Source organism: Micromonospora sp. C41, from assembly GCF_018070485.1.
In the GTDB taxonomy this organism is placed as follows: Bacteria; Actinomycetota; Actinomycetes; order Mycobacteriales; family Micromonosporaceae; genus Micromonospora; species Micromonospora chalcea.
Map to the genome: position 1 here is coordinate 41806 of NZ_JAGPXP010000029.1, position 12951 is coordinate 54756.

At 74.0% G+C, this 12951-nt stretch carries 13 protein-coding genes; 2 read left to right on the forward strand and 11 right to left on the reverse strand.

What is annotated here, in order from left to right; genetic code table 11:
• Positions 1-89 precede the first annotated feature (89 nt).
• Positions 90-1967, reverse strand: a complete 1878-nt coding sequence (lepA, locus tag KBX43_RS25340) for a translation elongation factor 4 (protein WP_064448695.1) — start codon at positions 1965-1967, stop codon at positions 90-92.
• Positions 1968-2073: 106 nt separating this feature from the next.
• On the reverse strand, positions 2074-2610 hold the full coding sequence (locus tag KBX43_RS25345) for a DUF4240 domain-containing protein (protein ID WP_043328995.1): 537 nt from the start codon (positions 2608-2610) through the stop codon (positions 2074-2076).
• On the opposite strand from KBX43_RS25345, the gene KBX43_RS25350 reads away from it, so the two are divergent.
• Together KBX43_RS25350 and rpsT are read left to right on the forward strand one after the other, a co-directional pair.
• The gene (locus tag KBX43_RS25350; RefSeq protein WP_223201343.1) at positions 2609-3685 is read left to right on the forward strand and encodes a phosphotransferase family protein; all 1077 of its coding nucleotides are present in this window, start codon (positions 2609-2611) and stop codon (positions 3683-3685) included. The two genes, KBX43_RS25345 and KBX43_RS25350, sit on opposite strands and share 2 nt — an antisense overlap.
• Positions 3686-4030: 345 nt before the next feature.
• Positions 4031-4297 carry a 30S ribosomal protein S20 gene (gene rpsT, locus KBX43_RS25355; RefSeq protein ID WP_030503107.1) on the forward strand — a complete coding sequence of 89 codons (267 nt, stop codon included), beginning with the start codon at positions 4031-4033 and terminating at the stop codon, positions 4295-4297.
• Between the two features lie 160 nt (positions 4298-4457).
• Here rpsT and KBX43_RS25360 read toward each other — a convergent pair whose 3' ends face one another.
• The 9 genes from KBX43_RS25360 to nadD all read right to left on the reverse strand — a co-directional run bounded on the left by KBX43_RS25360 (position 4458) and on the right by nadD (position 12864).
• Positions 4458-4922, reverse strand: a complete 465-nt coding sequence (locus KBX43_RS25360; protein ID WP_043328992.1) for a hypothetical protein — start codon at positions 4920-4922, stop codon at positions 4458-4460.
• Positions 4919-5899: a DNA polymerase III subunit delta gene (gene holA / locus KBX43_RS25365; RefSeq protein ID WP_043328991.1), complete on the reverse strand. Its 981-nt coding sequence runs from the start codon at positions 5897-5899 to the stop codon at positions 4919-4921. Before holA ends, KBX43_RS25360 begins: the two co-directional genes overlap by 4 nt.
• A 122-nt stretch (positions 5900-6021) precedes the next feature.
• Positions 6022-8436 (reverse strand): ComEC/Rec2 family competence protein, encoded by a 2415-nt coding sequence (locus KBX43_RS25370; protein ID WP_374226021.1) that lies wholly within the window; start codon positions 8434-8436, stop codon positions 6022-6024.
• Positions 8433-9311, reverse strand: a complete 879-nt coding sequence (locus KBX43_RS25375; protein ID WP_210887421.1) for a ComEA family DNA-binding protein — start codon at positions 9309-9311, stop codon at positions 8433-8435. Before KBX43_RS25375 ends, KBX43_RS25370 begins: the two co-directional genes overlap by 4 nt.
• A gap of 126 nt (positions 9312-9437) precedes the next feature.
• On the reverse strand, positions 9438-10214 hold the full coding sequence (locus KBX43_RS25380) for an SDR family NAD(P)-dependent oxidoreductase (RefSeq protein WP_069087983.1): 777 nt from the start codon (positions 10212-10214) through the stop codon (positions 9438-9440).
• Between the two features lie 9 nt (positions 10215-10223).
• Complete coding sequence (locus tag KBX43_RS25385) at positions 10224-11078, reverse strand: DegV family protein (protein ID WP_069088002.1); 855 nt, start codon at positions 11076-11078, stop codon at positions 10224-10226.
• A gap of 48 nt (positions 11079-11126) precedes the next feature.
• Entirely contained in the window at positions 11127-11756 is a 630-nt protein-coding gene (locus tag KBX43_RS25390; protein ID WP_166457743.1) for a histidine phosphatase family protein, read from the reverse strand.
• On the reverse strand, positions 11753-12157 hold the full coding sequence (gene rsfS / locus KBX43_RS25395; protein ID WP_043328985.1) for a ribosome silencing factor: 405 nt from the start codon (positions 12155-12157) through the stop codon (positions 11753-11755). The genes KBX43_RS25390 and rsfS overlap by 4 nt, the downstream gene beginning before the upstream one ends.
• A gap of 110 nt (positions 12158-12267) precedes the next feature.
• Positions 12268-12864: a nicotinate-nucleotide adenylyltransferase gene (nadD, locus tag KBX43_RS25400; protein ID WP_030503098.1), complete on the reverse strand. Its 597-nt coding sequence runs from the start codon at positions 12862-12864 to the stop codon at positions 12268-12270.
• Between the last annotated feature and the right edge of the window lie 87 nt (positions 12865-12951).

Consider the following 12951-nt stretch of genomic DNA (forward strand, 5'->3'; position numbering starts at 1 on the left):
GAGCGCTGCCAGAGGCTGAAAATCTCCTGGGTACGCGAACGGCCGGCGCCCCTGCGAGGGGACGCCGGCCGCTGCGCGGAGCCGGACCGCTACTTCTTGCCGGCGGGCTTGCCGTCACCGGAGTCGGACGAGAGCGCCGCGATGAACGCCTCCTGGGGGACCTCCACCCGGCCCACCATCTTCATCCGCTTCTTGCCCTCCTTCTGCTTCTCCAGCAGCTTGCGCTTGCGGCTGATGTCACCGCCGTAGCACTTGGCGAGCACGTCCTTGCGGATCGCGCGGATGGTCTCCCGGGCGATCACCCGGCTGCCGATCGCCGCCTGGATCGGCACCTCGAACTGCTGGCGCGGGATCAGCGAACGCAGCTTCGCCGCGATCGTCGTGCCGTACGTGTACGCCTTGTCCTTGTGCACGATCGCGCTGAACGCGTCGACCGGCTCGCCGTGCAGCAGGATGTCCACCTTCACCAGGTCCGACGCCTGCTCGCCGGAGGGCTCGTAGTCCAGTGAGGCGTAACCCTTGGTACGGCTCTTGAGCTGGTCGAAGAAGTCGAAGATGATCTCGGCCAGCGGCAGCGTGTAGCGCAGCTCCACCCGGTCGGCGGAGAGGTAGTCCATGCCGAGCAGGCTGCCCCGGCGGCCCTGGCACAGCTCCATCACCGCGCCGACGTAGTCGTTCGGGGTCAGCACCGTCGCCCGCACCGTCGGCTCGTACACCTCCGCGATCTTGCCGGTCGGGTACTCGCTCGGGTTGGTGACCACGATCTCCTCGCCGTCCTCCTGGATGGCCCGGTAGACCACGTTCGGGGCGGTGGAGATCAGGTCGAGGTTGAACTCCCGCTCCAGCCGCTCCCGGATGATCTCCAGGTGCAGCAGGCCGAGGAAGCCGCAGCGGAAGCCGAAGCCCAGCGCGCCGGAGGTCTCCGGCTCGTAGACCAGCGCGGCGTCGTTGAGCTTGAGCTTGTCCAGCGCCTCGCGCAGGTTCGGGTAGTCCGAGCCGTCGATCGGGTAGAGCCCCGAGTAGACCATCGGCTTCGGGTCCTTGTAACCGCCGAGCGCCTCCTTGGCCGGGTTGTTGTTGATGGTGACCGTGTCACCGACCCGGGACTGGCGCACGTCCTTCACGCCGGTGATCAGGTAGCCCACCTCGCCGACGCCGAGCGCCTCGGCCTTGACCATCTCCGGCGAGATGACACCGATCTCCAGCAGCTCGTGGACCGCGCCGGTGGACATCATCTTGATCCGGTCCCGGGCCGAGATCCGGCCGTCGATCACCCGGACGTACGTGACCACGCCCCGGTAGACGTCGTACACCGAGTCGAAGATCATCGCGCGGGCCGGGGCCTCGGCGTCACCCACCGGCGGCACGAACTGCCGGACGATCTCGTCCAGCAGGTACGGCACGCCCTCGCCGGTCTTGCCGGAGACCTTGATGCAGTCCGCCGGGTCGCCGCCGATCAGGTGCGCCAGCTCCTCGGCGTACTTCTCCGGCTGGGCGGCCGGCAGGTCGATCTTGTTGAGCACCGGGATGATGTGCAGGTCGTTCTCGAGCGCCAGGTAGAGGTTGGCGAGCGTCTGCGCCTCGATGCCCTGCGCGGCGTCGACGAGCAGGATCGCGCCCTCGCAGGCAGCCAGCGAACGGGACACCTCGTAGGTGAAGTCCACGTGGCCCGGAGTGTCGATCATGTTGAGCACGGCCGTCTCACCGGCCCGGTCGCCCTCGCGGATCGTCCACGGCATCCGCACGGCCTGGCTCTTGATGGTGATGCCGCGCTCGCGCTCGATGTCCATCCGGTCCAGGTACTGCGCGCGCATCTGCCGTGGGTCGACCACACCGGTGAGCTGCAACATCCGGTCGGCCAGGGTCGACTTCCCGTGGTCGATGTGGGCGATGATGCAGAAGTTCCGGATGCGCGCCGGGTCGGTGGCACCAGGAGCGTTCGCGCCGGGATCGAGCGTCGGTGGCACAGCGGTCCGTTCTGGTCGGCTGACGTGAGCGGGCCGGCGCGCCGCCGGCCCCCTCCATGGTCCCACGTCGCCCCGGGAGCGCCCGGACTCCCCCTTTACTCCACTGCTATTCCACGGGTGGCTCCACGAAGAGGGTGGCCAGTCTCGGCAGCCGACGCCGGGCCTCCTCCTCGTCGTCGAAGTCCCAGAAGTCGTTCAGGTCGGGCACCGGCACCGGGTCACGCTCGGCCGGCAGGTCGGTCGCGGTGGCCTTCCGGTACGCGTCCCACGGCACCGCCAGCATGTCCTCGCACTCGAACTCCTCGCCGCTGAGCGCCGCCGCCCGCACCTGCGGCAACTCGGCGAGCGAGTCCGGGTCGCCGACCGCCTTGGCGAACACCGCCCGGCCCTGGGTCATCAGCCAGCCCCGGAAATACTCGAAGCCGTCGTCCGAGGCGCCGCCGTTGATCAGGTACGCCGCGCCCCAGAGATCCACCCGGTAGGAGGCGGCGAGCACCCGCCGCTGGTGGTGGGCGTACCCGACGATCTCCTCCGGGTCGCGCTCGGCCAGCAGCGCGACCGCCCGGGCGGCGACCGCGTCGGGCTCTCCCCCGGCCCCGGCGCGGGCGTCGTCGATCAGCTGCCAGAACTCGTCGGTCCTCATGGCAGGCAGTCTGGCAGAGCCCTCCGACGCGCCGGTTCGCCGCGCGCCACCGGTGCGGCGGGGCGGCGCGGCCCGCGTGCGGCAGCATGGTGCGGTGCGTGCGATCTCACTCCCGCCCGTCGCGTACGGGTCGACGGCCGTGCGGCCGGGCTGGGCCGACCTGCCGGCCGGGCTGCGGAACGCGCTGGCCGCCCGGCTCGGCGGCCCACCGGCGGCGGTACGGGTGGCCGCCGGCGGGTTCACCAGCGGATTCGCCGCCGTGCTGACCGGCCCAGACGGTGAGCGCGTGTTCGTCAAGGCGGCGGCGCTGCACGGGCAACGGCACCTGGTCGACTGGTACGCCCACGAGGCGGCGATCCTGGCCCGGCTCCCGGCCGGCCTGCCGGTGCCCCGGCCGCGCTGGGCGCTCACCGAGTCCGGCTGGTACGCGCTGGCGCTCGACGCGATCGACGGGCACACCCCCGCGCTGCCCTGGGCGCCGGCCGAGCTGGACGCCGCTCTCGCCACGTACGCCGAGGTGGCCGCCGCCCTCGCCGACCCGCCTGCGCAGCTGGCCGCGCTCCCGCTCCCCCGGCTCGCGGACCTGGCCCGCGACGACATCCTCTGGTGGGGCGAGGTGGCCGCCGGGCGCGAGCCGCTGCCCGAGCAGGCCGCCGGCGCCCCGCTGGCCGAGCTGGTGGCGCTGGAGTCGCGCCTGCCCGGGTACGCCGACGCGGCCCCCGGGCTGGCCCACGGCGACCTGCGGGTGGACAACCTCCTGATCGACTCCGGCGGGCGCGCCTGGCTGTGCGACTGGCCGTGGCTCTGTCACGGGCCGGCCTGGTTCGACCTGGCCGGGCTGCTGCTCACCGCGTACGCCAGTGGCCTGGACGCGGACGCCGCGTTCGCCGGTCACCCGGCGGTGGCAGGGGCGCCCGCTGATGCGCTGGACGTGACGCTGGCCGCGCTGGCCGGCTACTACCTGACCGGAGCCGCCGCCGAACCGTCGACGGCGTCCCCGCACCTGCGCGCCCACCAGCGCTGGAGCGGCGAGCAGGCGCTCAGCTGGCTGGCCGAGCGGCGAGGCTGGTCCTGACCCCACCCCGCCGGTTCCCCGTGATCCACCCCGGTTCGGCAAGGTGGCACGCATCCCACCGCCCCCTTGATCCACACCAGCACGGGGAGGTGGCGGCATCACACTTGCCCTGACCCCGCCACCTCCCCGAGCTGGCGCGCTGCCCGACCAGCCTGGAAACGCCGATCGGACTGGTGTGATCGCTGGGTGCGACGGCATGCTGGTGACGGTGGCAGGTGGGCCCCGGCCGGAGGCGTTTTGGCTCGTCGGGGACCGACCTGGTAGCCTGGCTTTTCGCGCGGCGATGACGCATGCTCGTCGTGCGCGAAAGCAGACCAACCCGAGCTATCAAGACGAGGCTGTCGCGTGGCGAACATCAAGTCCCAGATCAAGCGCAACCGGCAGAACGAGAAGCGCCGGCTGCGTAACAAGTCGGTCAAGTCGTCGCTGAAGACCGCCATCCGGAAGTTCCACGAGGCTGCCGAGGCGGGCGACGCCGAGAAGGCCACCGTGCTGATGCGTGAGGCCACCCGGAAGCTGGACAAGGCTGCCAGCAAGGGTGTCATCCACGCCAACCAGGCGGCCAACCGGAAGTCGGCGATCGCCAAGCGCGTCGCCTCGTTCTCTGCCTGACCGGCACCGCAGATCCCGACCGGAAGCCCCGGGGCCATCGAGCCCACGGGGCTTCCGGCTGTCCCACTCCGATCACGCCGCAGATCTTGGTACGAAACGGCCCCCTGAGGGGCGGTTCCGTACCAAGATCTCCGCGCGAAGGCGCAGGGAAGAGGCGCTGCTAGCGCTCGGTCGGGCGGTCGAACGTCGCGCGTTGCGGGTGGTGGTAGCGGACGCCCCGGGAGTCGGCTGGCGTGCCGCCCGGCAACGACCGGACGCTCCGGACCGCGCCGCTCGGCAGCGCGCGGGCGCTCGCGGGCACCCGGGCCCGGCCGACCACCGGCTCCATCTGCCGCCGGAAGCGGTCCCGCTCCTGCTCGGGCACCAGCGCCGCGGTGCGGACGACCATCTCGGCGACCACGTCGTTGAGCTTGACCATCGCGGCCACCGCGACCGGCAGCACCAGCACCGCCCACCAGCTCACCAGTTCGGCGAGCGCGAGCAGCACGGCGAGCGCCATCGCGCCCTCGAAGAACAGGAAGCAGAGCACCCCGCCCGGGTTGACGAAGCGCAGGCCCAGCACCCGGGCGTAGAGCGGGCGGTACCGCTCCTCGTCCGTGGCCACAGTCGACCACGATCGGGTCACCGGGCGCCGCCCTGCCGGGCCGCGGCCACCGAGAACACGGCTCGCTCCAGCGCGTACGCCCGGTCGTCGGCGCCGCCCTTGACCGCCGCGTTGCACTCGGCGGCCACCCGCATCGCCTCGACCAGGCCCTCCGGCGTCCAGCCCCGGGCCCGCACCTGAGCCTTCTCGATCTTCCAGGCCGGCATGCCCAGCGTCTTGGCCAGCTGGAACGGGCTTCCCCGCCCGGCGGCGGCGACCCGGGCCACGGTTCGTACGCCGTCGGCCAGCGCGTCGGCGATCGGCACCGGATCGACGCCGACGTGCAGCGCCCAGCGCAGCGCCTCCAGCGCGCCGGGCACGTCGCCGACCATCGTCGCGTCGGCCACCGTGAAGCCGGTCACCTCGGCCCGCCCCCGGTAGTAGCGGGCCACCGTGTCCGCGCTGATCCGCCCGTCCGTGTCGGCGAGCAGCTGCGAGCAGGCGGCGGCCAGCTCACGCATGTCGTTGCCGACCGCCGCGACCAGGGCGTCGGCCGCGTCCGGCGTGCACTTGCCCCCGTTACGGCGGATCTCGTCCCGCACGAAGGCGGCCCGTTCCCGGTCGCCCTTGAGCTTCATTGCCGGCACCACAGTGGCACCGGCCGCCCGAAGCCCGTCGGCGAACGCCTTGCCCTTGGCCCCGCCCAGATGCAGCACGACGAGCTGCACGTCCGGGTCGGGGTTCTTCGCGTACGCCAGTAGCGCGGTGGACAGGTCCTTGCGGGCGTCCTGACCGGAGCGGAGCACCAGCACCCGGCGGCCGCCGAACAGCGACGGGCTGAGCATCTCGGCGATCTCGCCGACGGTGAGCGTGCCGGCCTGGTATTCCCGCACGTCCACGTCGGGGTCCACCTCGCGGGCCCGGGCGACGGCTTCGGTCACCGCTCGCGTGGCGAGCAGCTCCTCGTCGCCGAGGACGAGCACAATAGGAGGCAGGTCGGCGGGGGTCACGTCGCCCATACTCGCACGCCCTCCGACCCGATCGGACCTGGTCATCGAGGACTGTGACGGCACAGCCCGCACTCAGCGCAAATCCAGACATTTGCCTTGATCCACCATCTATCGCAACAAGATTCGCCACCTCACCGCTGTCGTACCGGATCGGGGCCGCGCGTCACCACGGCGAGGCCGGCGCCGACGCGCACGGCGGCCAGGTCACCGCCGGTGTCGGTACGCAGCACCCGCGCGCCGCCCCGGGTCAGCCGGTCCAGCAGCCCGGCGTTGGGATGCCCGTAGTCGTTGTCGACGCCCACGCACACCAGCGCCACCGCCGGGCGCACCGCGGCGAGGAACTGCGGATCCTGGTACGCCGAGCCGTGGTGGGCCACCTTCAGCACGTCGGCCCGGATCGCGGCGGCCGGCATCGTCTCCAGCATCGCCCGCTGCTCCTCCGTCTCGGCGTCACCGGCGAGCAGGACCCGTACCCCGGCCACGGTGGCGGTCAGGACGAGTGAGTTGTTGTTCGGGTCGGACCGGCTGCCCCGCAGCGGGTGCGGCGGCCCGACCGCGACCAGGTCCACCGCTCCGGCCCGCCACCGCCAGCCCGCCTGCGCGGCGGCGAGCGGCGCACCGGCCCGGCGGGCCGCCTCGCGTACCTGGGCGGCGCCGTAGGGCGGCTCGGACCAGGACGGACCCACCACCGCGCCCACCCGCCGGCCCCGGAACACCCCGGCCACGCCGCCGACGTGGTCGACGTGGAAGTGACTGACCACCAGCAGCGACACCTCACGTACGCGCAGGCGGCGCAGGCAGGCGTCCACGCCGGACGGGTCCGGTCCGGCGTCGACCACCACGGCCCGGCCGGCCGCCACCGGCAGCACCACGGCGTCCCCCTGTCCCACCGCGCACGCCACCACCACCCAGTCGCGCGGCGGCCAGCCGGAGGCAAGCAACCGGATCGGCGCCGCGCCGAGCACCACCGCCATCACCACGACCGCGACCAGCCGCCGCGCCCGGCGTCGGCGGAAGGCGAGCAGCAGCGCCACGCTCACCCCCGCCAGCAGCAGGGCCCCGGCCACCCCGCCCACCCAGGGCAGGTTCCCGGCCGGCAGGTCCGCCCCGTGCGCGGCCACCGCCACCAGCCAGCGCGCCGGCCAACTCGCCAGCCAGGCCAGGAACTCCGCGCCGCCCGGCCACACCGGCGACAGCACCGCCGCCAGCACACCGAGCACAGTGGCGGGCGCGACGGCCGGCACCGCCAACAGGTTCGCCGGCACCGCCACCAGGCTCACCGTCGCGGACAGTCCGGCGATCACCGGGCCGCAGGCGAGCTGCGCGGCGGCCGGCACGGCGAGCGCCTCGGCCAGCCCGGGCGGTACGCCCCGGCGGCGCAGCGCGTCCCGCCATCCCGGCGCGAGCAGCAGCAGTCCCCCGGTGGCGCAGACCGACAACGCGAACCCCGGGTCGCCCGCGAGGTCCGGGTCGTACAGGACCAGTCCGGTGACCGCCGCGGCGAGCGCGGGCAGCGCCGACCGGGACCGCCCGGCGGCCAGCGCGGCGAGCCCGATCGCACCCATCGCGGCGGCGCGCACCACGCTCGGCGAGGGCCGTACCAGGATGACGAACCCGACCAGGGCGAGCACACACAGCGTGGCGGCGGTACGCGGACCGGCGCGCGCCCAGCGGGCCAGCAGCAGCACCGCACCGACCACTATCGCCACGTTGGAGCCGGACACCGCGTTGAGGTGCGTCATCCCGGTGGCCCGGAAGTCCTCCTCCACCTCGGGCAGCAGCCGGCTGGTGTCCCCCACCACGAGGCCGGGCAGCAGCCCGCCCGGCGCGTCCGGCAGCGGCGCACAGGCGCGCTGGAGCCCTGATCGCAGCACCCCGGCCGCCCGTTGCGGCCAGGACGCGCTGCCGCGCAGCGTGGGCGGATCGGCGGCGGAGAGCACGGCGGCGGTCAGGTCACCGCCGCGCGGGGCGGACAGCCGCCCCTGGGTGGTGACCCGCTGACCCGGCAGCAGCGGCCGCCAGGCCGGGTCGGTGGCCAGCACCAGGGCGCGTACCGGGCCGGTGACCCGCGCGCCGTCGCCTCCGGTGAGGCGGACCAGGTCGACGCGGACCAGGAGCATCGGTGGCCGGCCGGGGGCACCGCGTACCGGGCGGGGATCGTCGCGCAGCACCAGGTCGGCGGTGACCACTGCGCCTTCGGTGACCAGAGCGCGTACCGCCGTGGCGTCGCGGATCGCGAGCCGGGCGCCGGTGGCGGCGGCCCCGCAGACCACGCCGAGCAGCACGGCGACCACGATCCAGCCGTAGCGGCGGGTCGGTTCCCCCGGTCGGCCGAGCACGCCGCAGCAGCGCAGGGCCGCCAGGAGGGCGAGCGCGGCGGCGACGGCGGCCGTCCACACGGTCGCGCGGACGGTGAGGTGCAGCCCGGCCAGCGCGGCGAGCCACGCGGCCACCGCCAACCCGGCCAGCCGCAGGTCGGGCACGTCGCGGACAGGCGCAGGGTCACCGTCGAGGACGGGCGAGGCAGCGGCACGCCGGCCGGTCACACCGTCACCAGTTCCTTGAGCTGCTCGTACCGGGCGTCGCCGATGCCGTCGACCTGCCGCAGGTCGGACACGGACCGGAAGCCGCCGTGCTGGTCGCGGTGGTCGAGGATCCGCTGGGCGAGCACCGGGCCGACGCCGGGTAGCGCGTCGAGCTGGGCAAGCGTCGCGGTGTTCAGGTTGACCGGTCCGGCCGGCGCCGCAGGTCCGCCCGGCGCACCGCCTGCGCCCGCCGCGGCGGGCCCGCCCGGTCCCGGTGGGGCGGTCACACCGACCAGGATCAGTTCACCGTCGGTGACCTTGCGGGCGGGGTTGAGCAGCGCGACGTCGACGCCGGGCAGCGCGCCGCCTGCTGCCTCGACGGCGTCGGCCAGCCGGGCGCCGGCCGGCAGCCGGACCAGGCCGGGGCGGCGGACCTTCCCGGCCACCGCGACGACCACCTGACCCGGTGCGCCGGCTGACGCGGGCACCCCGGTGACCGCCTCGGTCGCCGCGCCCACAGGCGCCTCGGAGGACGCCGTCACCGGCGGCACGGGTTCGGTGCTCGGACGCGAGCGCCAGGCCCAGACGGCGGCCACCACGACCACCACTGCCGCCACCGCCGCGAGCGCCCGCACACCCCGGCTGCCGGGATCGAACGCCCCGGGTCCGGGCAGCCGGGACGCCAGGCCGCGCGCGGCCACCGGAGCATCGTGGGACGGGCCTTCGTCGGCGTCCGGCTCGGCGGACCAGGGGTTCGCCCCGGACGAGGGTTCCCGCCCGCCGTCGCGCTCCGGGAAGCCGGGACGCAGCCCGAGACCCGGCTCGGCCTCGCCGGGCCCAGGCCCGAACAGCCGGGCGAGCCGCCGCCGTACCGTCGTCTCCTCGTCGTCTGGCACGGCTCGGGACGCTACGGAGACAGCTCGTCCCGCATCGGCCGATGAACGCTCACCTGTGGACAACCAAGGGACTGTGGACACACACCCGATCAAGCCCTGGCCGTGCTAGGTGGCCGAAAACTACGGTCAGCGCGCCTCCGGGTCCAGGCCGAGCGCGGCCCGTCCCCCGTCGACCGGCACGACCGCGCCGTTGACGAACGAGGCGCGGTCGGAGAGCAGGAACGCGACCACCTCGGCCACCTCGTCGGTACGCCCGATTCGGCCGAGCGGGTGCAGCCGGGCCATCTCCGCGTCGACGTGCGCGACCTCGGCCGGGTCGAGTCCGGCCAGGTAGGCGGCGTGCCGTTCGGTGTGGACGGAGCCGAGCGCCACCGCGTTGGCGCGGATCCCGTGGCGGCCGTAGTCGACGGCGAGCGCCCGGGTCAGCCCTTCCAGCGCGGCCTTGGCGGTGGCGTACGGCAGCGCGCCCGGCACCGCCCGGCGGGCCTGGTGGGACGAGACGTTGACGATCGCGCCGCCGGTACGGGCGGCCAGGAACCGGCGTACGGCGGTGCCGGCCCCGGCCACGGCGGGCCGCAGGTTGAGCGTGATCAGGTCGACCACCTCGCTCGCGGGCGCGCGGTGCAGGTCGGCGTCGCGGAAGACGGCGGCGTTGTTGACCCAGCCGGCCAGCGGCGCGTACGCCTCGGCGCGGTCGGCGGCCCGGCCGGTGACCGCCTCGTCGCCGGCGTCCCCGGTCACGGCGTGCAGCCGGTCGGCGAGCGGATGCCGGGCCAGCCAGTCCAGTGCGCTCGTGTCCCGTTCGACCACGACCACGATGCCGCCGTCGGTGGCCAGCCGTTCGACGATCGCCCGTCCGACGCCCCGGCCCCCGCCGGTGACGACATACGACCGGAGGTTCATCCGGCCACCCTAGGGTGTACGGCGGTGGACCACCACGCACGCCAGCCCGGGCCCGGCGTGGGCGGCGACCACCGCTCCGGCCTCGGTGACGTACGTGTCGTGCAGCCGGTCGCCCAGCCGCTCGGTCAGCGCCGTCAGCAACTGCTCGGCCCGCTGCGGCGCGGCGAGGTGGTGCACCGCGACGTCGACCTGGGCGTCGTCTGCCGCCTCGACGGCGAGGTCGACCAGCCGCGCGACTCCCCGGCTGGCGGTACGGACCTTGTCCTTCACCACGATCGCGCCATCCGGCATGTGCATGATCGGCTTTACCGAGAGCGCGGTGCCGAGCAGCGCCTCGGCCGCGTTGATCCGGCCGCCCCGGCGCAGGAACTCCAGCGTGTCGACGTAGAAGTAGATGGTGGTGCGGGCGACCGCGTCCAGCGCCGCGTCGCGTACCCCGGTCAGGTCGGCGCCCGCCGCGGCGGCCGCGGCGGCGGCGAGCGCCGGGAAGCCGAGGCCCATGCCTGTGGATCGGCTGTCGACGACGGTGACGCGGTCGTCGCCGATCTCGGCGGCGGCGAGCCGGGCGGCCTCGACGGTGCCGGACAGCTCGGCGGACAGGTGCACCGACACCACGCCGTCGGCGCCCTCGGCGAGCAGCGTGCGGTAGACCTGCGCGAACTGTTCGGGCGCGGGCCGGGACGTGCTCACCGAGACCCGCCGGCCGCTCAGCGCGCGGGTGGCGTCGGCCGGGGAGGTCTCGACGCCCTCCAGCCCTTCCGCGCCGTTGAGGACGACTGTGAGCGGGACGACGGTGAGCCCGCGTGCGCGGGCCAGGTCGGAGGGCAGGTAGGCGGTGGAGTCGGTGACGACCGCGACGGGCATGACCGGCACGCTAGCCGATGGCGCTGTGACGTGCCGGGGCCGGAGGTGTCAGACCGCGTCGGTGAGCGCCGCCCGGGTGACCAGACCGACGTTGTGCGCCCGCAGGTGCCAGCCCCGGACGCCGTTGTGGCGCAGTTCGGTCCAGTGGCAGTTCGCCAGCGAGCCGAGGCTGCGCAGCACCGTGTGGTCCCAGCCGAGCAGGTGCCCGACGCCCTGCCGGGCGCCGCCGCCGTGGGTGGTCACCACGACCGTGCCGCCGACGGCGAGGTCGGCCGCGTCCTGGAACCCGGCGCCGAGCCGGGCGCCCAGGTCACCCAGGGGTTCGAGGCCGGCGCCCGGGTCCGGGTCGCCGGCCCGCCAGCGGGCGTACTCGTCGGGGAACCGTTCGGCCACCTCGGTCAGGGTGAGGCCCTGCCACTGGCCGAAGTGCCGTTCCCGCAGCCGCGCGTCGGTGCGGACCGGCAGCCCGGTCAGCGCCGCGAGCGCGGCGGCGGTGTCGGCGGCCCGGCGCAGGTCGCTGGCGACGATCGCGTCGGGGCGCAGCGCGGCGAGTACCGGGGCGGCGGCGTGGGCCTGCTCGCGGCCGAGGTCGTTGAGGGGCACGTCGGTCTGGCCCTGGACGCGGCTCGCGGCGTTCCAGTCGGTGTTGCCGTGCCGCCAGATGATCAGTCGGGTCATTCGGCGGTGGCGCTGCCGGCGGCCGAGTCGGCCAGGTCGCGATCGGTGAACGGGATCTGCGGGCAGTCCTTCCAGAGCCGGTCGAGCGCGTAGAACTCGCGCTCCTCGGTGTGCTGGACGTGGACCACGATGTCGACGTAGTCGAGCAGCACCCAGCGGCCGCCGCGCTCGCCTTCGCGGCGCACCGGCTTGGCCTTCTCCGGCAGCTCCAGCAGGCGCTCCTCGATGGCGTCGACGATGGCGAGCACCTGACGCTCGTTCGGAGCGGCGGCCAGCAGGAACGCGTCGGTGATCGCGAGCTGGTCGCCCACGTCGATGATGACGATGTCCTGTGCCTTCTTGTCGGCCGCGGCCTGGGCGGCGGCCATCGCCAGCTCGTGCGCGCGCTCGGAAACTGTCACCGTTCTCCTTCGATCAACCGTGCGACCCTCCAAGCCTCTCACACCCAGCGGTGCGGCGACTTGTCAGTTCTGGTCGATTTCAGGCACAAACGGGGACATAAAGCGCGGAATCACCGCTGATAGAGACGCCGTTTCGCGATGTACTGCACCACACCGTCGGGCACCAGGTACCACACCGGTTCGCCCCGGGCGACCCGCGCGCGGCAGTCGGTCGAGGAGATCGCCATCGCGGGCACCTGCACGAGGCTCACCGAGTCGGCCGGCAGGTGCTTGTCGGTCAGTTCGAAGCCGGGCCGGGTCACGCCGATGAAGTGGGCCAGTTCGAGCGCCTCGTCCAGATCCTTCCAGGAGAGGATGCGCTCCAGCGCGTCCGCGCCGGTGATGAAGAACAGCTGCGCCTTCGCGCCGTACTCGGCGTGCAGGTCGCGTAGCGTGTCGACGGTGTAGGTGGGGCCGCCGCGGTCGATGTCGACCCGGCTCACCTGGAAGCGCGGGTTGGAGGCGGTGGCGATCACCGTCATCAGATAACGGTCCTCGGCCGGGGTGACCGCCTCCTCCGCCTTCTGCCACGGCTGTCCGGTGGGCACGAAGACCACCTCGTCCAGACCGAACCGGTCGGCCACCTCGCTCGCCGCCACCAGGTGCCCGTGGTGGATCGGGTCGAACGTGCCGCCCATGATGCCGACCCGCCGGATGTCTTCCTCCACCCAGCGATCGTAGGCCGCCCGCCCGGCGGCCCCGGGCGGGGTCCGCCGTCGAGCGCGCCGGGCGGTCCCCCACCCGGCGCGCTCCCA